Raw genomic sequence first — 17,840 nt, 5'->3', positions numbered from 1 at the left:
CGCGCCAAGTACTGAAGTGGTTCCCGTCTGTACGCGGAGTTATGACATCTGTCGAGGATATCGACGTTATCGAAGAACTCGCCCGCCTGCCGACTCTTGCCCACCCGACTGTCTCTCCCGACGGGAGCGAGGTCGCCCTCTACTACGACGGCTCCGGCCGCAACGAACTCCACGTCCTCGACGTCGCGTCCGGGGAATTGCGACAGTGGAGCGACGGCGAGGTCCCCCGCAACGCCCGCTGGTACCTGGAGTGGGGTGCCGACGGCGACCGCGTGTTCTTCCACCTCGACGAGGGCGGCAACGAGCAAAACGACGTCCACGCGCTCCACCGGGACGGGACGGTCGAACCCGTCGTCGAGATGGACGGCCAGGTCTCCGTCAACGACGTCGGCGCGGACGGCGAGACCCTGCTACTCGGGTCCAGCCGCGACGGCCAGATGAACGTCTACAGCCACGACCTCACCAGCGGCGAGACGACCAAGATTACCGACTACGACCGTGCGGTCTGGACGGCCGACCTCTCGCCGGACGGCGACGCCGTCGCCTACGCCACCAACGAGACCGACGACTACGACAACCGCGATGTCTACGTCGCTGACGCGGACGGGTCGAATCCCCGCAACCTCGACATCGGCGAGGTCGGCGCGGAGGCGACCCCCGCCGACTGGGGCCCCGACGGCGACCGCCTGCTCGTGGGCGACAACTCCGAGGACCTTGGTCGGATTGGCGTCTACGACCTGACGAGCGACGACGTGCGGTGGCTCGGCGACGGCGAGTTCGAGGAGGCTCCGACCGCCTTCCTGCCCGGCGGCGACCGCGTCGTCGGCACCCGCGACCGCGACGCCGTCACCGTCCCCGTCGTCTACGACCTCGAAACCGGCGAGGGCCGGGAGTTCGACATTCCGGACGGCGTCGCCACCTTCGGGCAGTATCCGGGCGCGGGCGACCCCGTCGTGGACGAGGACCACGTCGTCGTGACGCACACGACGCCGACGAAGCGGCCCGAACTCCTGTTGTACGACCTCGCGACCGACGAGTACGAGACGCTCGTCGCGGCCGAACACGGGCCCTTCGACCGCGCGGACTTCGCCGACGCGGAGTACTTCACCGTGGACTCGGACGGCGTTCCCGAGACGGCGGCCGAAGCGGTCGACCACGACCCCTCCGACGAACTCGAAATCGGCGCGTTGCTGTACGACTCCGGCGAGCGTCCCTCGCCGCTGGTGGTCAACCCCCACGGCGGCCCGCGCGGGCGCGACTCGATGCGCTTCGACATCTACACGCAGGTGCTGGCCGCGCAGGGCTTCTCCGTGCTGAAGGTGAACTACCGCGGGTCGACCGGCCGCGGCCGGGAGTTCGTCGAACGCCTCATCGAGGACTGGGGCGGCGCGGAGCAGGGCGACGTCGCCATCGCCGCCGAGGACGTCCTCTCTGAGTACGACTGGCTGGACGACGAGCGCGTGGTCGTCTTCGGCGGCTCCTACGGCGGCTACTCCGCGTACTGGCAACTCGTCCAGTACCCCGACCTCTACGACGCGGGCGTCGCCTGGATCGGTCTGACGGACCTCGAAGACATGTTCGAGAACACGATGCCCCACTACCGGACGGAAATCATGGAGAAGTACATGGGCACGCCCGAGGACAACCCCGACCTCTACGAGCAGCGCTCGCCGGTCACCCACGCCGACAACCTCGACGCACCACTGTTCGTCGTCCACGGCGTCAACGACCGCCGCGTGCCCGTCTCGCAGGCGCGCATCTTCCGGGAGCGCCTGGAAGACCTGGGATACGATGCCGGCGAGGACTTCGAGTACGAGGAACTCGGCGAGGAGGGCCACGCCTCCTCGGACCAGGAGCAGAAACTGCGGATGTTCCGGATGCTGACGGACTTCCTCGACCGCCGGGTCTGACTACTCGCCGGCCATCCCGCCGAACAGGTCCTCGGCGTCGGCGGGCGTGTCGAAGTCGTGGAAGTGCTCGCCCTTCTCCTCGCTGAGGATATTGAGCGCGGCGGCCGCGCCGTCGCCCGCGGAGATGACCGCCTGCCACTCCTCGGCGCGCACCATCGCCCCGGTCGCGTAGGCACCCTCGACGGACGTCTCCATGCTCACGTCCACGTCGACCACGTCGCCGTCGAAGGCACAGCCCAGTTCCTCGGCCAGGTCGCGGTTCGCGCCGGTCGCCAGCACGAGGTAGTCCGCGCTCGCCTCACCCTCGTCGTGGGTGACGGTGAACCCGTCCCCGTCGGCGGCGACGTCGCTGACCTCGACGCCCTGGTGGCGCTCGACGCCGAAGTCCGCGCACTGGTCCCGGAGCGTCTCGACGAACACCGACCCGTCGACGGAGCCGATGCCGGGGTAGTTGAACAGGTGGGCCTTGTGCAACCACGTCCCGTCGGTGTCGAAGACGGTCGTCTCCAGTCCGTTCTTCGCCGTGAACAGCGCCGCTGTGAGGCCGGCCGCACCGCCGCCGACCACGATAACACTCGCCATGGAGAACGTTCGTCTGGACGACACATAAATCCTCACAGCCGCCGTCGAGCGGAATCCATATGCCGGCCCCGTGCACATGCACAGCCGAATGAACGTCTTCGGGTCAAGCGGCGTCCGCGGGGTCACAAACGAGAAACTCACCCCGGACTTCGCGCTCTCCGTGGCACAGGCGGCGGGTCGGGAGTTCGGGGCCGACCGGGTCGCGCTCGCACGAGACACGCGGCGAACGGGGCGGATGCTCGCCGACAGCGTCGCCAGCGGCCTCGAAAGCGTCGGCTGTGCCGTCGACCGCCTCGGCGTCGTCCCGACGCCCGGCCTCCAGGCGTACTGCGAGCGGGAGGGGATTCCCGGCGTCATGGTCACGGCGTCGCACAACCCGCCCCAGTACAACGGCATCAAACTCGTCGGGAAAAGCGGCGTCGAACTCACGCGGGACCGCCTGGAGACGGTCGAGAGCTACCTCGACGAGGAACCCGCGCTCGTCGGCTGGGACGAGGTCGGCGACTCCACCCACGTCGAGGGCGCGCGCCGGCACTACCGCGAGCAACTGCTCTCGGCCGTGGACTGCGAGGCCGTGGCCGACGCCGACCTCACCGTGGCTATCGACCCGGGCCACGGCGCGGGCGCGCTCACCAGCGCCGAGTTCTTCCGCGAGCTGGGCTGTTCGGTGCTGACCGTCAACGGCCAGGCCGACGGCCGCTTCCCCGGCCGGGATCCCGAACCGGTCGAGGCGAACCTCGCCGACCTCCAGCGGCTCGTCCGAACCACGGACGCCGACGTCGGCATCGCCCACGACGGCGACGCCGACCGCGCCATCTTCGTCGACGAGACCGGGGCGTTCGTGGAGGGCGACGCCGCACTCGCCGCGCTCGCGGCCGCCGAACTGGAGGCCGGCGACGTGGCCGTCTCGGCAGTCAACGCCTCCCAGCGGCTCGTCGACGTGGTCGACGCCGCGGGGGCGGACCTCCGGCTGACGCCCATCGGGAGCACGAACATCATCACCGCCATCCGCGAACTCCAGGCCGACGGCCACCACGTCGCCATCGCCGGCGAGGGCAACGGCGGCATCCTCTTTCCGGACTACCGCATCGCCCGCGACGGGGCCTACACCGCGGCCCGCTTTTGCGAGCACCTGGTCGACCGGCCGGTCAGCGAACTCGTCGCCGGTTTCGACGGGTACCACAACGTCCGTCACAACGTCGCCTACGACAGCGACGGCGAGCGCGCGGCGATGCTCCGGGCCATCGAGGACTTCGCCGACCGCGCCGACGCCGACGTCGACACCACCGACGGCTACCGGCTGGACTACGGCGACGGCTGGGTGCTGGCCCGCCCGAGCGGCACCGAACCCGTCGTCCGCGTCTACGCGGAGGCTCGCGAGCGCGAACGCGCCAGCGACCTCGCCCGGGCGCTCGTCGACGCCGTCGAGTCGGCCTGACTCACTCCTCGGGGTACTCCGACAGCCCCGTCTCCAGTCGCTCCAGTCGCTCCCGCGCGTCCGCCAGTTCGTCCTCGACTGCGCCGCTTTTCAGCCGCTCGCGCTCTCCGTCGGTCAGGTCGGCCTCGGCGACGGCGCTCTCGCGCAACCGCCGGTACTCGGTCTCCCGGGGCAGCGCCGCCACCGCGCGCAGGTGCTCGACCACGTCCGGCGCGAAGCGGTTGACCGCCGCCGTCAGTTCCTTCGTGCGAAACTCCAGTTCCTCGGCCGTCGGCGGCGGCCAGTCGACGGTCAGCGGGTCGGCGTCCAGCCGCTGGAGGTAGGTCTGGCGCGTGCCGACCGCGCGGGTCAGCGCAGCCGGGTCGTCGACGTAGTGGTCGAGTTTCGACCGCGAGTAGTCGGCGTACTCCAGCAGCTTCGGGACTGGCTTCTCGCCGGGCGGCCGCTCGCGGACGTACTCCCGCAGTTCGCTCGGCGGCGTCTCGAAGGGGACCAGCGGGAACTGCCCCATCGAATCGAGGAACGCGACCACCTCCCGGGCGGGCGCGTCGCGGCGGAACTCCCGCCAGGCCGTCTGCACCGCGTCGTTGTACGCCCCGATGGGGTCGCGCAGGCGCTCGGTGGGTGCGTCGAGGTCGGCCTCGCCCAGGCGGACCAGCCGCTCCAGGTCGTCGATGCGCTCGCTGGTCTCGTGGCGGGCCTGCTCGACTCGCCGCCGCGCCCGCCGGTACGCCGCGAGCGCGTCGTCGCGCTCGTCCAGCCGACCGACGAGGTCGGCGACCGGCTCCAGTTGCTCGCGGACGTACGCGAAATCGGACTCCGAGAGGCGGCGCTGCTGGAGGTGCTCGTCGGCCTCCTCGAAGGCCTCCCGCAGGAGGATGTCGTCGGCCAGGCGCTCGACGGCCGACTCGATTTTCCCCTGGAACTCGATGAACTTCTGGAAGTCGCCGTCGCCAGTGGCCGGCTCCTCGTAGCGGTTCAGGAGGCCGGTGAACTCGTCGTAGGCGTCGGCCAGTTGCCGGAGGTCGGCCTCGCCGAACTCGTCGACCCGCTGGCGGGCCCGCGCCAGGCGCTCGTCGGCCCGCTGCAGGGCGGCCACCGGGTCGTCGACGGTCTCACTCGTAGACATCGTCGGGGTCGAAGACGCGGTCGCCGACGACGTCGCCGTCGACGGTGCGGTAGAAGCACGATTCGTAGCCGGTGTGACAGGCCCCGCCCTCCTGGTGGATGCGATAGAGGAGGGCGTCGCCGTCGCAGTCCACCCGGACCTCCTCGACGTGCTGGACGTTGCCGCTGGTCGCGCCCTTCTGCCAGAGTTCGTTGCGGCTGCGGGAGTAGTAGTGGGCCAGCCCTGTCTCGCGGGTCTTCGCCAGGGCCTCCTCGGTGACGTAGGCGAGCATCAGGACCTCGCCGGAGTCGACGTCCTGTGCGACAGCGGGCAGCAGGTCCTGCTCGTCGAAGGCGAGTGCGGGGGCGTCGTCGTCCATACCCGGTGTCACGCCCGTTCCGGGGATAGGTTTTGTCCTCGGGGCTGGAGCCCTTTTGTGTCCTCGGCCCCACGGTGTCCCATGCGCGAGGAAGACGAGATCCGGGAGCAGTACGAGTTTCTCAAGGAGCAACTTGACGACGAGGAGATGCGCCACGAGGGCGTCCGGCAGATGTTCACCTACTACAAGCGGGCGCTGGGGTGGGTCCTCGAAGAGGAGCACATCTGAGCTACGCGCCCCCGTCGCCCTTCGCCCGGGCGTAGCTGACGCCGAACAGCCACATCGCGTAGCCGGCGCCGAGGACGAACAGCCCGAGACTCACCCGCAGGCCGGCGTCGACGGGAACCCACGGCCCGACGCCCAGCAGCGCGACCAGCAGGAGAAACGCCGTCGCAGCGGCCGACCAGAACCCGTAGCGGAAGCCGACCCTGCCGACGCCCTCCTGGTAGACGGTGTCGGGGTGTCTGGCCGACAGGACGACGACGGCCCCGTAGCTCAGGACGACGCCGGCCGTCAGCGAGGGGTCCGGCGCGCCGACCGTGTAGCTGAGGCCGCCGGCGAGTCCGCCGACGGCGGCGGCGAGCACCCAGGCGAGGCGGCGGTCCATGCCCGGGGGTTGGTCCCCGCACCCGAAAGCAGTTGGTGGTCTCAGACCAGTCCGACCAGCGTCAGGACGGCAAAGAGCAGGTCGCCGGCCGTCAGCGCGAGACACAGCCCGACGAACAGCGGGACGAGAAAGGGTATCCCCGGAGAAATCCACACCACGTCCTCGCCGACCAGCGCGTCCAGCCCCTCGCGGAGCGACTCGGGCGTGGTCCCGTAGGCGCTGCCCTCGATGTCGTCGAGGAAGGCCGCGGCACCCCAGGGGTCCGCGGACTCGGCGTCGGTTTCGGGGACCATCTCCGGTTCGGCCGGGGTCCCGCCGTCGGTGATTGCGCCGTCGCCGGGGTCGTTCGGCTCGACGGGTAGCGTCGCCGGGTCGCGGTAGCGCTCCGGGTTCTCGCGGACCTCCGCGAGCGTCAGGCCGCGCCACTGCAGGTACATCCGCAGGGCGTCGAGGTCCAGCCCGCGCCAGGAGAAGTACGCGCGCAGCCCCGACAGCGAGAGGTCCGCCGTCAGCGAGCGGTCGGGGAACTCCAGCAGGGTTCCATACTCCTCGCCGACGGCGGCCGAATCGACGGGTTTGGCGATGAACATCCCCGGCGAGACGTAGCCGGCGGCGGCGTTGCGCACCGCCAGCGCGACGGGGTAGAAGATGCCGGCGACGACGGTGTTCGAGAGGATGGTCAGCGAGAACACCGGGAGTTCCGGCCGGACGTACGGGAGCCGGAAGTCGAGTCCGACGCCGAGTTCCCAGAGGTTGTAGGCCGGGAACACCGGAAAGAGGAGAGCGATGACCCAGAACGCCTTGACGTCTGCCCCGCCGAAGCCGCCGACGAGCCAGAAGCCGTAGACCAGCGGGACGATGAAGAGGAGGCTGAAGGCGACCCCGACCAGGAAACGCCGGCGCTGGAAGGCTGCGACCGTCGGGTCCCCGGCGAACAGCCGGTAGGCGTCCCAAACCAGCAGGATGACCGCCAGCGCGGCCAGCGGGTACCAGGTCCGGTTCGGGATGCGCCGGGTCTCGACGTCCCGATAGGCGACGTAGCCGAAGAAGGGGACCGCCACCAGCCGGAGCAGGTCGGGAATCGTCGCGAACACGCCCCTTGCTGTGACCCGCCGGGAGTTAGCACTTGCGACTCGGCAGGGTAGCTGGCCGCGAGAAGTGTGCTGCAGCCGTCGTCAGATGACGCAGGGCTGACCGCAGCCGTCCTGGAGACGAGAACCCTCCAACGAACCCGACGTTCAAGTACGATGGCGGCATAGAACTCCGTATGAGCCAGGTGAGCCGGAGAATCGTGCGGGAACTGCACGACGAGCCACATCTCGAAGGCCGACGGGTCACCGTCCAGTTCATCAAAACACAGGTCGAGGACCGCGGCCTCGAACCGCGGACGGTCGCCGACCGTCACGACATCGACGTAGCCGACGTCTACCGTGCGCTCACCTACTATCACGACCACCCCGAAGAGATGCGCGACGTCGAACGCCAGCGCGAGGCGGCAGTCGAGGACCACGAGCACCTGACTACCGACCCTGACGACGTCCGCGGCTGATGGCGTATCGGATTCTCGCGGACGAGAACGTCGAGCGAGCGACAGTCAACTACCTGCGAAAGCTCGGTCACGACGTGGAGCGTCTCGACGACGTCACCGAACTCGGCCTCGGTGTCGAAGACGAGTCCATCGCCCAACACGCTCGCGAGCACGGCCGTCTGATTTTCACCCAGGATGACGACTTCTTCACCGAACTGGACGTCGAGGACGCTGGGGGCGTCCTCTTTCAGCGGGACCAGACGCTGTCTACGCGCGAGGTGGGGGACGCCGTTCACGAGATGTCGAAGTACATCGAACAGTCAGACGTCACCCTCGAATACGTCAGCAGGAACTGGCTGTGAGACACAGCAGACGCGCCACTCGCCGCTGCCGGCGAGATGTCGTGCTGTCCGCGGTTCTCGTCTGGGGGTGACATCGACACTGACGCGTCTGACTGTCGAGAACATCCGGGGGCTGCTTACGACACAACCCCGGAAGGAAGTGCGTCTGTGAAACGCACGTTTCACACCGCGAATTAGATGACGCGGTTCTGCAGGTAGTCGAGGTGCTTTGCGTTGTAGACGATCTTCACCGTGTCGGCGGCGGGCGACCCGATACAGGTCAGGCGGACGTTCTTCTCGTCGACTTCCTCGTCGGAGAGAATCTGCTGCATGTCCATGTCGATGTCGCCCTCGGTGACGATGGCCGCACAGTTCGCGCAGGCGCCTGCGCGACACGAGAACGGCCAGTCGTAGCCCTGTGCCTCGGCTGCTTCGAGGATGTACTCGCCTTCGTTGACCTCGAGTTCGCCGTAATCCTCCTCGTCGAGACCGGCGTCGGCCGCCGTCTCGAAGAGGTCATCATCGTACAGGTCCCAGCCCTGGTCGTCCACGACTTCGTAGTTAAGGTACTCTACGGTAGGCATCACCTGCACCTATTATGCCCTCCCGGTTAGACTTTGCTGTTCATTCGGACCCGTTCGAACGGCCGTGGACCCCGCAGAAACATACTCGAACTGTTACTTGTGGCGGGTGGGGGCGCCGCGGATTCGGGCGTTCGACGGTCTCACTCTGCCGTCAGGCGGCGAATCGTCTCGTCGATTTCTTCGAGCTTGGCCTGCTGGCGCTCGTTGGCCGTGGCGACGCGCTGGACTTCCCCGGCGACCTGCTCGGCCCGGTCGACCAGTTCGTCCAGCATGCTCGCGACCTCCTCGCTGCTGGCGGCCTGGTCGTCGGTCGCCGCGGCGACCTCCTCGATGCCCCGTCTGGTCTCGTGGACCGCGTCCACGATGTCGGCCAGGCTCTCCATCGCCGCCTCGACGCGCTCGATGCCCTCGGTCACCTGGTCTGTCGCCGTCGCCAGGTTCGCGACGGTCTCCTCGGTCTCGGCCTGTATCTCCGTGACCGTCGCCTCGATTTCGCTGGCGTTGTCCTGGGACTCCTCCGCGAGACTCTTGACCTCGTCGGCGACGACGGCGAACCCGCTGCCGGCCTCGCCGGCGCGCGCGGCCTCGATGGAGGCGTTCAGCGCCAGCATGTTCGTCTGGTCCGCGATGTCGTTGATGACCTCGACGATTTCGTCTATCTCGCCGACGCGGCTCTGGAGGCGGTCCACGTCGTCGGCCACGTCTTCCACGACGCCGCCGACCCCGTCGATGGCGTCGACAGCCGCGTCCGCCGACTCCTGGCCCTCCTCGGCGAGGCGTTCGGCGTCCCTGCTCGTCGCCTCCACCTGGTCGGCCGTCGAGGCGATCTCCTCGACTGTCGCGCTCATGTTCGACACTTCACCGGTGACCTCGCGGATGCGGCCGGTCTGCTCGTCGGCGAGGTCGGATATCTCCTCGGCGCTGTCGGCCATCCGCGCCGCCGAGTCGTTGAGTTCCGCGATTGGCTCCTCGATGTCCTCCTCGACCTCCCGCATGAGCCGTTCGCGCTCGTCGACCGCCTCCTGGAGGTCCTGGCTGTAGGCGTGGATGTAGGTGTCGGCGACGACCTGCATGTCGAGGTTGATGACGCGCAGGACCGCGAGCAGGTCGCGGAACCCGTCGTCGAGTTCCTCCCGTACCGCCGCCTCTACCGCCCCGCGTTCGAGCGTGACGGTCTCCTCGCCCCGTGCCGCGGCCGCTCCGCCGTCGGCGGCGACGCCGCCCTGTTCGACGACGGCATCGACGATGTCGTCTTCCAGCCGGTCGCGCATGATGTCGAAGATGAGGTCGTAGTAGACGCCGTACTGGCCGATGTAGTGTTTCATCGGCATGTCGATGAGGTTGTGGAGCTTCCCGATGCGCGCCCGGTTCCGGACGTACTCGCGGCCGTACTCCCCGCCGGCGAGGGTCACGAGGTAGGCCCGCTGTGTCTCCTTCAACTGGTCGACGGCCTTCTCCGAGCGCCCGATGACCTCGGTCGTCTGGTCGTACGCGGTCAGGTTCTCGTAGAAGTCCTCGGCGATGTCGTCGGCGTGGGCCTCGAAGAGGTCCTGCAGCGCCGCCAGCCGCTCGGCGTCCTCGCCGTCGAACCCGATGAAGTCCTTGCGCCAGGCTATCTCCTCGCTGTCGATGCCACACTCCGCCAGGAGCGCGTCGGCGTCGACGAGATGGTTCAACCCACCTCGACCGAACCGGTCTGCGTACCCAGTCATACATCCACTCTCCTCACGTGCCGTATAAACCCCGTTTATCGCGAGGGTAACACGACGCCCGCGCCGTCGCGTCCCGGCGGGGACCAACACGCTTTCACCCGCCGGTCGCGCACACCCGGGTATGTTTCCCGAGTTCGAGGTGGTTCCCGCGGTGGACATGCAGGACGGGCAGGTCGTCCAGCTGGTCGGCGGCGAGCGCGGCACCGGCCGCACCTACGGCGACCCGGTCGAGGCCGCGACGCGCTGGGTCGACGCCGGCGCGGGGACACTCCACCTGGTCGACCTCGACGGGGCCTTCGAGGGCGAGCGACAGAACGCCGCCGCCATCGACGCCGTCCTCGATGCGGTGGACGTGGACGTGCAACTCGGCGGCGGCATCCGCACCAGCGAGGACGCCATCGGACTGCTCGACCGCGGCGTCGACCGCGTCATCCTCGGGACGGCCGCCGTCGAGAACCCCGACATCGTCGCGGACGTCAGCGCCACCCACCCCGGCAGCGTGGTGGTCAGCCTCGACGCGAAAGGGGGCGAGGTTGTCGTCTCCGGGTGGACCGAGGGCACCGGCCTGGACCCAGCCGAGGCCGCCACCCGCTACGCCGACCTGGGTGCTGGCGCGATTCTGTTCACCGACGTCGACGTGGAGGGACAGCTAGAGGGCGTCAGGACGGAGCCGGTCCGCCGGGTCGTCGAGGCCGTCGACATCCCTGTCGTCGCCAGCGGCGGCGTGGCGACTATCGAGGACGTGCAGGCGCTGAAGGAGGCGGGCGCGGCCGCCGTCGTCGTCGGGAGCGCCCTCTACGAGGGGGAGTTCACGCTCGCCGAGGCCCAGCGGGCCGCCGACGAGGTCTGACCCGCCGTCGCCTCGACTACCGCGTCGCGGGGCCGTGGGGCTCGATGAACTGCGGCAGGATGAGCGCGTACGCGCCACCCGCTACGAGGAGCGCGCCGACCAGCGCCGTCTCCGCCGTGTTGAACAGCAGAAACCCGGCGAGGATGACCAGCGTCGCGACCGCTTCCATCTTGTAGCTCATACAGGGAAGCCATGTCAGCGCTTTCGCATATAATCCCGGCAGACAGCCGTCTGACGCTCGCACGACGGCGTTCTCGTCGGTCGCGGGCGCTCGCTCGCGTCCGCCTCTGCCGGTCACAATCGTCATATAGGCGGGCCGACACCGTGGACATATGACCGACCGGACCGCCGCCGTCACGCGCGAGACCGCCGAGACCGATATCGAGGTGACGCTCGATATCGACGGCGACGGCGAGACGACCGTCGACACCGGCATCGGCTTCTTCGACCACATGCTCGACGCCTTCGGCACGCACGGCCTGTTCGACCTCACTGTCACCTGCGACGGCGACCTGGACGTCGACGACCACCACACCGTCGAGGACGTCGGTATCACGCTCGGCGACGCCTTCGCGGAGGCGCTGGGCGACAAGCGCGGCATCTCCCGCTTTGCCGACCGCACCGTCCCGATGGACGAGGCCGCCGCCGACATCGTGGTGGACATCAGCGGCCGCCCGTACTTCGCCTTCGACAGCGAGTTCTCCCAGGACTCGGTCGGCGGGATGACCAGCTACATGGCGCGGCACTTCCTGCGCTCGCTGGCGACCAACGCGGGGCTGACGCTGCACGCCAGCGTCCGCGGGGAGAACGCCCACCACGAGATAGAGGCGCTGTTCAAGGGACTCGCGCGGGCGCTGGACGACGCGACGCGCATCGACGAGCGGCGTGCCGACGCGCCGAGCACGAAGGGCGAGCTATAGATGTTCGCCGAGATAATGGAGAAGTTCTCGGACTCGCCGAGCCAGCAGCGCGTGATTCGTCTGCTGCTCGAACGGGGCTTCTCCGTCAACGACGAGGGCCGCGTCGTCTCCGGCGGCATCGAGATTCCCAACACCGGCATCGCCCGCGAGGTGGGCGTGGACCGCCGCGTCGTCGACGCCACCACGGACGCCATCCTCGCGGACGACGAACTCCGTCCCATCTTCCAGAACATCTCCGCCATCCCGAGCCTGATGGACCTCGCGCCCGTCCTCGACCTGTCGGTACTGACCGTCGCCGTCCGCGATGCCGAGGAGAGCGGCATCGTCGCCACCGTCACCGGTGCCATCGCGGACCGCGGCATCTCCATCCGCCAGACCATCAGCGAGGACCCGGAGTTCACCGACGAACCGGTGCTGTACGTCATCACCGACGAACCGCTGCCCGGCGACCTGCTCAACGAGATTCGGGAGTTGCCCTTCGTCCGCCGGCTGGAACTCCAGTAGGCCACCGGAGGCACCGACAGAGCGTCACGTCGCCGTCGTCCTGCTCGGCTGAGACGGCACAATCCCTATCCTCGACGCACCCGAAGCGCACACGTGACACCGCCAGCGGAGACGCGACACCAGGTGACCGTCCACCACGACGGCGAGACGACCGACCTGGCAGTCGCCGACGGGACGGTCCTGCGCGACGCGCTCCTGGCGGCGGACGTCTCCCCACACAGCAGGGCAGGGCGGCGGCTCAACTGCGGCGGGCGGGGCCTCTGTGCGACCTGCGGCGTCCGCGTCCTGGCCGACGAACCCGCACCCGAACACTGGCACGACAGCCTCGCCGACCGCTTTGGTTACCCCCGACTCTCGTGTCAGATTCGGGTGACCGGCCCGCTGGCGGTCGAGATTCCCGAGAAACTCGTCTGGGGCGGGCGGGAGACCGACGAGTGACCCGGCTGCGGCGGGCGACCCACACCGAAACGCTGGGGGCGAATCCATTAGTCGGGGCCCGTCCAAGCACGGGCCATGCAGCGAATCGAGGCTGCCGATTTCCACGACATCGAGCAGGTCGCGGACCCCCGCGTCTCGCCGGACGGCGACGCCGTCGCCTTCCTCAGGAAGGTCCCCGACGACGCGGAGTCCTACGAGGCGACGGTCCACGTCGCGCCGCTGGGTGACGGGCGACCCCGCCGGTTCACGCTCGCGGAGGGGGTCGACAGCGAACCCCGCTGGAGTCCCAGCGGCGACCGCCTCGCCTTCGTCTCCACCCGCGGGGCCGACGACGACCGGCCGCAACTGTGGGTCGTGCCCACCGACGGCGGCGAGGCCCGGCAGGTCACAGACGTGGTCGGCGGCGTCTCCGACATCGCCTGGGGTCCCGACGGCGACCGCATCGCCTTTCTCCAGCGGGTCAGCCCCGAGGACCGCGAGGCCGACCGCGACCTGTCGGTCCCCGACGACTACGAACCCGCGGACCCGGACCCCCGCGTCGTCGACCGCACCGTCTACCGGTCGGGCGAGGAGTACTTCGACGGGACGCGCCCGCAGGTCTACCTCGCGACCCTCGCCGCCGACCCGGGCGGCGAAGACGACGTCGAGCGCGTGACGACCGCAGATGCCGGCCACGCTAGCCCGGAGTGGGGGGACGGGAGCACGCTGTACTACACCGTCCAGCGGGGCGACCCGGACCCCGACGACGATATCGAGCACGCCATCGTCGCTCACGACACCGACACCGGCGAGGAATCGGGGGTCCACACGTTCACGGCGTGGGGCCCGACGCTGTCCGCGACGGCCGACGGCCGCATCGCCTACGCCCGCGTCGACCCCGACCGGTCCTCGATGCGCCCCATCGAGCCGCGCGTGTACGACGTCGCGACCGGCGACGTTCACGAACCCGCCGCCGACCTCGACCGCTCGCTGAGCCACGAGCGGGTGCTCCAGTGGGGCCCTGACGCCGAGCGCCTGTACTTCGTGACGCCCGACGAGGGTGCGAGCGCGCTGTGGCGGGTGCCGTGGGACGGGACCGACCCCGAGCGCGTCGGCCGCGAGGACTGGGCCAGCATCGACGGCGCCCACGTCGGCGCGGACCTCGTCGCCTTCGTCCGCAGCGAGTGGGACCACCCCGGCGACCTCTTTGTCGCGACCCCCGGCGGTGCCGAGGAGCGCCGCCTGACCCGGGTCAACGCTGACTACCTGGACGACCGCGCGGTCTCCCGGCCGGAGGAAATCCGCGTCGACGGCCCCGACGGAGAGGTCCAGGGGTGGGTGCTCACCCCGCCGGATTTCGACCCCGAGGAGCAGTACCCGCTGGCCGTCGAGGTCCACGGCGGCCCCCACGCGATGTGGACCACGAGCGGGACGATGTGGCACGAGTTCCAGACGCTGGCCGCCCGCGGCTACGTCGTCTTCTGGTCGAACCCCCGGGGGTCGCTGGGCTACGGGGAGGACTTCGCCACCGCTATCGAGCGCGACTGGGGGGCGACCACGATGGCGGACGTGATGGCCGGCGTCGACGCCGTGACCGACCGCGCGTCCGTCGACGGCGACCAGGTCTTTCTCACCGGCGGGAGCTTCGGCGGCTTCACGACCGGCTGGATGGTCGGCCACACCGACCGGTTCACCGCGGCCGTCGCCCAGCGCGGCGTCTACGACCTCACCGGGTTCTACGGGTCGACCGACATGGCCTACAAGCTCGTCGAGGGCGACTTCGACACCACCCCCTGGGAGGAACCCGAGTTCCTCTGGGAACAGTCGCCGGTCGGTCACGCCGACGAGGTGGACACACCCACACTCGTCGTCCACAGCGAGGACGACTTCCGCACGCCCATCGGTCCCGCCGAACTGTTCCACCGCATCCTCCGCAAGCACGGCGTCGACACCCGCCTCGTGCGCTACCCGGACGAGGGCCACGAACTCTCCCGGTCGGGCCAGCCCGGCCACGTCGTCGACCGCATCGAGCGCATCGCCCGCTGGTTCGACGGCTACTCCGCGTACCACGACGTCCCGCGCGCGCTGGACCGGGACGACGACGCCGGTCTCACCGGGGAGGACGAGCGATGAGCCGCGACGAGTGGGCCGCGAAGGCCGACGAGAACATCGAGCAGTGGGGGCTGCAAGACCCTGAGACGCTGCTGCTGGCGATGCAGGAGGAGATGGGGGAACTCGCCCAGGCCCACCTCGAAGCCCGCGACGAGGACGGCGACCCGGCGCGGGTGGCGGAGGAACTGGACGACCTAGGCGCGCTGTGTGTCCAGCTAGAGCGGGCGCTGGAGGGGGACTGACGAAAGCCCCAAACCGACCCCCCGCGAACGTCGCGGTGTGACCGACGCCTTCCGGACCGTCGCCGGCCGCGGCCGCGCGCGCTTCGAGATTCGCGGCTCCGAGTTCATCGGCCACGTCGCGCCCGCTCACACCGTCGACGAGGCGGAGGACTTCATCGCGGCGGTGAACGAGGAGTACGCCGACGCGACCCACAACGTCCCCGCCTACCGCGTCCGTGCCGACCCGCTCCGGGAGTGGTCGAGCGACGCTGACGAACCCAGCGGCTCTGCCGGCAAGCCCGCGCTGAACGTCCTCGTCCAGGAGGACGTCGAGAACGTCGTCGCCGTCGTCACCCGCTACTACGGCGGGACGAAACTCGGCGTCGGCGGCCTGGCCCGGGCCTACAGCCGCGGCGTCAAGGAGGCGCTGGACGACGCCGGCGTCGTGGAGGCGGTGCCCCACGAGACGTTCTCCGTCACCGTCGACTACGACGACTCCGGGTCGGTGCGGGGCATCCTCGAATCCGCCGACTGCGAGTTCGAGGCCAGCTACGAGGAACAGGTCGCCTTCGACGTGCGCGCGCCGGAGGCCAGCGCCGCCGAACTCAGAGACCGCATCCGCAGCGCCACCAGCGGCCGCGCGGACCTCGCCGGCGAGTTCGACGATTGACTAGTCTCTCGATTGACAACGGTTCGTGTCACCACCCGACACGAATTCTGATGCAGGTGTAAACAGACCGCTGTCTGTCGAATCTCCAGGTGAAACGAAGGGGTACGACACCCGTCGATACGGGCCACGGGCGGTCCGGTCAGTTCGTGTTGAACGCCCGGTCGCCGGCGTCCCCGAGTCCGGGGACGATGAAGCCGTCGTCGTCCAACCGGTCGTCGAGGCCGACGGTTATACGTTCCGCATTCGGGAAGGCCTCGCCGACGCGTTCCAGCCCCGGCGGCGCGCTGACCGCCGAGAGGACGACGAGTTGCTCGGGGTCGGGCTGGCCGCCCGTCACCTCCTCCAGGACGGTACACATCGTCGACCCCGTGGCGAGCATGGGGTCGGCGACGACCACGGTGTCCTCGGGCCGGATGTCCGGCAACTTGACGTACTGGACCTCGATGGGGAACTCGCCGTCGTCGTCCATCCCCGCCTCCTCGTCGCGGCTTGCCGAGATGACGCCCTGCCGGGCGTCGGGGACGGTCTTCAGCAGACCCTCGACGAACGGCGTCGCCGCGCGCAGGACGTTCACGACGACGACGTCCTCCAGCCCCGCGACGCGCTGGCCGGTCGTCTCCGTCAGCGGCGTACGTATCGGCACCGCCTCGGTCTCCATGTAGCCGTCGACGAGTTCGTACCCGCAGAGCCGTCCCAGGTCGACCAGCCCCTCCCGGAAGGCCACGGAGTCCGTGTCGGCCCGGCGGAGGTCGGTCAGCGTCTGCTGTGCCAGCGGATGCGTCACGACGACAGCGTGTTCGCGCTCCTCCAGTCCCATACCCGACGGTCGGAGCGGTCGCGCAAAGTATCTCGTGATTACGTCGGTCCGGTCTGGCCCTCCGTCAGGGCGTCCAAACCATCACAACGAGCCAAACTTTCAGAACGCTCCGAACGGCGTCCGTGGTCGACGGGCGAGTCGCGCCACGGGCGGTCGCCGTCGCGACTGACCGCTGCTCTCCAGGTGCCTACGTGTGGTTGCGCGTTGCTCACGGGTCTGGTGCCAGGTTCCGGACCGCTGTTCGCTGATGGTCCGTCGTCGTTGCGGGGTGGTGTACCGGCAGATTCACGGGCGGCAACACTTATTCGGGTCCACACCGTATCCGCGACCGACTGATGGTTACGGCTGGCAGCCGCGGGAGACGACACGCACTATTGTTCACATATGGTTGACTTCGAAGAGAGCGTTTCCGGATTCAAGATACGGGGGGACTGGGTCGACGCCGTCGAACACGGCGAGCGCATCGTCCGTGCGCTGAAAGACGTCGGTACGGAGGAGGGCGTCGCGGTCGACGGCGACGCGCTGGCGGAGTTCGACGAGTGGCGACCCAAGAGTCACGAGCGACTGGACGAGGACGTCAGCGAGAAGACCGCCGAGCAGGCGAGCGTCGAGGAGGGCAAAGGCGAGCGGGAGGGCAAGAACCCCGACGAGGACCTCCAGACCGCCGGCGAGAAACTCGCGGAGTCCTACGAGAAACTGGACGACCCCGACGAGGCCGTCGACAAGTGGGGCGAGAGTCTCGACTACGTGGCCCGCGCCGCCGACTCCGCGGGCCGGAAGGCGCTGCGGACCGTCGAGAACGCCGTCTACGAGAACGTGATGACCCAGATAGCGCCCTACTACTTCGACAACGACCTCGTCAGCGCGAACCTCCAGCGCGTCGGCCGGGGCGAGGGCCCCGACTACATCTTCGAGGTCGACGTCAACGACGACGACCTGAAGATACGCGTCTCGAACACGCTGGCGTCCTACGTCGAGGACATCGACCGCTGGCACGTCGACACCGAAAAGGAGACCGAGGCCATCGAGGCCGCGGAGGGGGTCGACGCACCCGAGACCGACAACGACGCCGACGCGAAGACGAGCTAACTTGAAACCCCGCCGTCGTGCGGGTGCCCCGTTACACGGGTTCAGTCCCTA

22 protein-coding genes are annotated in these 17,840 nt (G+C 69.1%); 13 read left to right on the top strand and 9 right to left on the bottom strand.

The genetic code is table 11. The features are described from left to right. The first annotated feature begins 41 nt into the window (after positions 1-41). Positions 42-1,910: a S9 family peptidase gene (locus tag WDJ57_RS10740; RefSeq protein ID WP_338900818.1), complete on the top strand. Its 1,869-nt coding sequence runs from the start codon at positions 42-44 to the stop codon at positions 1,908-1,910. Here the strand turns inward: WDJ57_RS10740 and WDJ57_RS10735 are convergent, their stop codons facing one another. Beyond that, positions 1,911-2,492 (bottom strand): FAD-dependent oxidoreductase, encoded by a 582-nt coding sequence (locus WDJ57_RS10735; RefSeq protein WP_338900817.1) that lies wholly within the window; start codon positions 2,490-2,492, stop codon positions 1,911-1,913. 88 nt (positions 2,493-2,580) lie between these two features. Here WDJ57_RS10735 and glmM point away from each other — a divergent pair, with 88 nt between their 5' ends. Then, on the top strand, positions 2,581-3,930 hold the full coding sequence (gene glmM, locus WDJ57_RS10730; RefSeq protein ID WP_338900816.1) for a phosphoglucosamine mutase: 1,350 nt from the start codon (positions 2,581-2,583) through the stop codon (positions 3,928-3,930). A gap of 1 nt (position 3,931) precedes the next feature. Here glmM and WDJ57_RS10725 read toward each other — a convergent pair whose 3' ends face one another. Together WDJ57_RS10725 and hisI are read right to left on the bottom strand one after the other, a co-directional pair. Further along, entirely contained in the window at positions 3,932-5,059 is a 1,128-nt protein-coding gene (locus WDJ57_RS10725) for a DUF7118 family protein (protein WP_338900815.1), read from the bottom strand. Continuing rightward, the gene (gene hisI, locus WDJ57_RS10720) at positions 5,046-5,417 is read right to left on the bottom strand and encodes a phosphoribosyl-AMP cyclohydrolase (protein WP_338900814.1); all 372 of its coding nucleotides are present in this window, start codon (positions 5,415-5,417) and stop codon (positions 5,046-5,048) included. The genes WDJ57_RS10725 and hisI overlap by 14 nt, the downstream gene beginning before the upstream one ends. A gap of 81 nt (positions 5,418-5,498) precedes the next feature. Between hisI and WDJ57_RS10715 the strand changes: the two genes are divergently transcribed. Continuing rightward, on the top strand, positions 5,499-5,645 hold the full coding sequence (locus tag WDJ57_RS10715; RefSeq protein ID WP_338900813.1) for a hypothetical protein: 147 nt from the start codon (positions 5,499-5,501) through the stop codon (positions 5,643-5,645). Between the two features lies 1 nt (position 5,646). Here the strand turns inward: WDJ57_RS10715 and WDJ57_RS10710 are convergent, their stop codons facing one another. Both WDJ57_RS10710 and WDJ57_RS10705 read right to left on the bottom strand, forming a co-directional pair. Continuing rightward, positions 5,647-6,024 carry a hypothetical protein gene (locus WDJ57_RS10710; RefSeq protein ID WP_338906226.1) on the bottom strand — a complete coding sequence of 126 codons (378 nt, stop codon included), beginning with the start codon at positions 6,022-6,024 and terminating at the stop codon, positions 5,647-5,649. 41 nt (positions 6,025-6,065) lie between these two features. Next, positions 6,066-7,118, bottom strand: coding sequence for an A24 family peptidase (locus tag WDJ57_RS10705; RefSeq protein ID WP_338906225.1), 1,053 nt, complete (start codon positions 7,116-7,118; stop codon positions 6,066-6,068). 173 nt (positions 7,119-7,291) lie between these two features. Between WDJ57_RS10705 and WDJ57_RS10700 the strand changes: the two genes are divergently transcribed. Together WDJ57_RS10700 and WDJ57_RS10695 are read left to right on the top strand one after the other, a co-directional pair. Continuing rightward, entirely contained in the window at positions 7,292-7,573 is a 282-nt protein-coding gene (locus WDJ57_RS10700; protein ID WP_338906224.1) for a DUF433 domain-containing protein, read from the top strand. Next, positions 7,573-7,914, top strand: coding sequence for a DUF5615 family PIN-like protein (locus WDJ57_RS10695; protein WP_338906222.1), 342 nt, complete (start codon positions 7,573-7,575; stop codon positions 7,912-7,914). The genes WDJ57_RS10700 and WDJ57_RS10695 overlap by 1 nt, the downstream gene beginning before the upstream one ends. Positions 7,915-8,087: 173 nt before the next feature. Here the strand turns inward: WDJ57_RS10695 and fer are convergent, their stop codons facing one another. Both fer and WDJ57_RS10685 read right to left on the bottom strand, forming a co-directional pair. Continuing rightward, positions 8,088-8,477, bottom strand: a complete 390-nt coding sequence (fer, locus tag WDJ57_RS10690) for a ferredoxin Fer (protein WP_338906220.1) — start codon at positions 8,475-8,477, stop codon at positions 8,088-8,090. A 140-nt stretch (positions 8,478-8,617) separates the two neighbouring features. Then, the gene (locus WDJ57_RS10685) at positions 8,618-10,189 is read right to left on the bottom strand and encodes a globin-coupled sensor protein (RefSeq protein ID WP_338906218.1); all 1,572 of its coding nucleotides are present in this window, start codon (positions 10,187-10,189) and stop codon (positions 8,618-8,620) included. Positions 10,190-10,310: 121 nt separating this feature from the next. On the opposite strand from WDJ57_RS10685, the gene hisA reads away from it, so the two are divergent. Continuing rightward, a complete protein-coding gene (hisA, locus tag WDJ57_RS10680) occupies positions 10,311-11,039 on the top strand; it encodes a 1-(5-phosphoribosyl)-5-[(5-phosphoribosylamino)methylideneamino]imidazole-4-carboxamide isomerase (RefSeq protein ID WP_338906217.1) in 729 nt (242 codons plus the stop codon). Between the two features lie 16 nt (positions 11,040-11,055). Here hisA and WDJ57_RS10675 read toward each other — a convergent pair whose 3' ends face one another. Next, positions 11,056-11,220, bottom strand: coding sequence for a hypothetical protein (locus WDJ57_RS10675; RefSeq protein WP_338906215.1), 165 nt, complete (start codon positions 11,218-11,220; stop codon positions 11,056-11,058). 151 nt (positions 11,221-11,371) lie between these two features. Here WDJ57_RS10675 and hisB point away from each other — a divergent pair, with 151 nt between their 5' ends. The 6 genes from hisB (at position 11,372) to WDJ57_RS10645 (ending at position 15,883) form a co-directional block, all read left to right on the top strand. Further along, positions 11,372-11,959, top strand: a complete 588-nt coding sequence (hisB, locus tag WDJ57_RS10670) for an imidazoleglycerol-phosphate dehydratase HisB (protein ID WP_338906213.1) — start codon at positions 11,372-11,374, stop codon at positions 11,957-11,959. After that, on the top strand, positions 11,960-12,463 hold the full coding sequence (locus WDJ57_RS10665; protein ID WP_338906211.1) for an amino acid-binding protein: 504 nt from the start codon (positions 11,960-11,962) through the stop codon (positions 12,461-12,463). 93 nt (positions 12,464-12,556) lie between these two features. Beyond that, the gene (locus tag WDJ57_RS10660) at positions 12,557-12,901 is read left to right on the top strand and encodes a 2Fe-2S iron-sulfur cluster-binding protein (RefSeq protein ID WP_338906208.1); all 345 of its coding nucleotides are present in this window, start codon (positions 12,557-12,559) and stop codon (positions 12,899-12,901) included. Between the two features lie 75 nt (positions 12,902-12,976). Continuing rightward, on the top strand, positions 12,977-15,013 hold the full coding sequence (locus WDJ57_RS10655; protein ID WP_338906206.1) for a S9 family peptidase: 2,037 nt from the start codon (positions 12,977-12,979) through the stop codon (positions 15,011-15,013). Next, positions 15,010-15,234: a hypothetical protein gene (locus tag WDJ57_RS10650; protein ID WP_338906204.1), complete on the top strand. Its 225-nt coding sequence runs from the start codon at positions 15,010-15,012 to the stop codon at positions 15,232-15,234. Before WDJ57_RS10655 ends, WDJ57_RS10650 begins: the two co-directional genes overlap by 4 nt. A gap of 37 nt (positions 15,235-15,271) precedes the next feature. Continuing rightward, the gene (locus WDJ57_RS10645) at positions 15,272-15,883 is read left to right on the top strand and encodes an IMPACT family protein (RefSeq protein WP_338906203.1); all 612 of its coding nucleotides are present in this window, start codon (positions 15,272-15,274) and stop codon (positions 15,881-15,883) included. A gap of 139 nt (positions 15,884-16,022) precedes the next feature. On the opposite strand, the gene upp is transcribed toward WDJ57_RS10645, so the two are convergent. Continuing rightward, positions 16,023-16,700, bottom strand: a complete 678-nt coding sequence (upp, locus tag WDJ57_RS10640; RefSeq protein WP_338906202.1) for a uracil phosphoribosyltransferase — start codon at positions 16,698-16,700, stop codon at positions 16,023-16,025. Positions 16,701-17,084: 384 nt separating this feature from the next. On the opposite strand from upp, the gene WDJ57_RS10635 reads away from it, so the two are divergent. Continuing rightward, positions 17,085-17,789 (top strand): DUF5828 family protein, encoded by a 705-nt coding sequence (locus tag WDJ57_RS10635; protein ID WP_338906201.1) that lies wholly within the window; start codon positions 17,085-17,087, stop codon positions 17,787-17,789. Positions 17,790-17,840 lie beyond the last annotated feature (51 nt).

This window comes from Salinibaculum sp. SYNS191 (genome assembly GCF_037338445.1).
In the GTDB taxonomy this organism is placed as follows: Archaea; Halobacteriota; Halobacteria; order Halobacteriales; family Haloarculaceae; genus Salinibaculum; species Salinibaculum marinum.
This window is presented reverse-complemented; position numbering and strand designations above follow the sequence as displayed.

Bases quoted from the DNA above. Each gene is read 5' to 3' on its own strand.
- WDJ57_RS10715 (WP_338900813.1), top strand. From the start codon at position 5,499: ATGCGCGAGGAAGACGAGATCCGGGAGCAGTACGAGTTTCTCAAGGAG.
- hisI (WP_338900814.1), bottom strand. From the start codon at position 5,417: ATGGACGACGACGCCCCCGCACTCGCCTTCGACGAGCAGGACCTGCTG.
- hisB (WP_338906213.1), top strand. From the start codon at position 11,372: ATGACCGACCGGACCGCCGCCGTCACGCGCGAGACCGCCGAGACCGAT.
- fer (WP_338906220.1), bottom strand. From the start codon at position 8,477: ATGCCTACCGTAGAGTACCTTAACTACGAAGTCGTGGACGACCAGGGC.
- WDJ57_RS10700 (WP_338906224.1), top strand. From the start codon at position 7,292: ATGAGCCAGGTGAGCCGGAGAATCGTGCGGGAACTGCACGACGAGCCA.
- WDJ57_RS10665 (WP_338906211.1), top strand. From the start codon at position 11,960: ATGTTCGCCGAGATAATGGAGAAGTTCTCGGACTCGCCGAGCCAGCAG.
- WDJ57_RS10735 (WP_338900817.1), bottom strand. From the start codon at position 2,492: ATGGCGAGTGTTATCGTGGTCGGCGGCGGTGCGGCCGGCCTCACAGCG.
- WDJ57_RS10695 (WP_338906222.1), top strand. From the start codon at position 7,573: ATGGCGTATCGGATTCTCGCGGACGAGAACGTCGAGCGAGCGACAGTC.
- WDJ57_RS10725 (WP_338900815.1), bottom strand. From the start codon at position 5,059: ATGTCTACGAGTGAGACCGTCGACGACCCGGTGGCCGCCCTGCAGCGG.
- WDJ57_RS10685 (WP_338906218.1), bottom strand. From the start codon at position 10,189: ATGACTGGGTACGCAGACCGGTTCGGTCGAGGTGGGTTGAACCATCTC.
- glmM (WP_338900816.1), top strand. From the start codon at position 2,581: ATGAACGTCTTCGGGTCAAGCGGCGTCCGCGGGGTCACAAACGAGAAA.
- WDJ57_RS10635 (WP_338906201.1), top strand. From the start codon at position 17,085: ATGGTTGACTTCGAAGAGAGCGTTTCCGGATTCAAGATACGGGGGGAC.
- WDJ57_RS10710 (WP_338906226.1), bottom strand. From the start codon at position 6,024: ATGGACCGCCGCCTCGCCTGGGTGCTCGCCGCCGCCGTCGGCGGACTC.
- hisA (WP_338906217.1), top strand. From the start codon at position 10,311: ATGTTTCCCGAGTTCGAGGTGGTTCCCGCGGTGGACATGCAGGACGGG.
- WDJ57_RS10655 (WP_338906206.1), top strand. From the start codon at position 12,977: ATGCAGCGAATCGAGGCTGCCGATTTCCACGACATCGAGCAGGTCGCG.
- WDJ57_RS10675 (WP_338906215.1), bottom strand. From the start codon at position 11,220: ATGAGCTACAAGATGGAAGCGGTCGCGACGCTGGTCATCCTCGCCGGG.
- upp (WP_338906202.1), bottom strand. From the start codon at position 16,700: ATGGGACTGGAGGAGCGCGAACACGCTGTCGTCGTGACGCATCCGCTG.
- WDJ57_RS10740 (WP_338900818.1), top strand. From the start codon at position 42: ATGACATCTGTCGAGGATATCGACGTTATCGAAGAACTCGCCCGCCTG.
- WDJ57_RS10650 (WP_338906204.1), top strand. From the start codon at position 15,010: ATGAGCCGCGACGAGTGGGCCGCGAAGGCCGACGAGAACATCGAGCAG.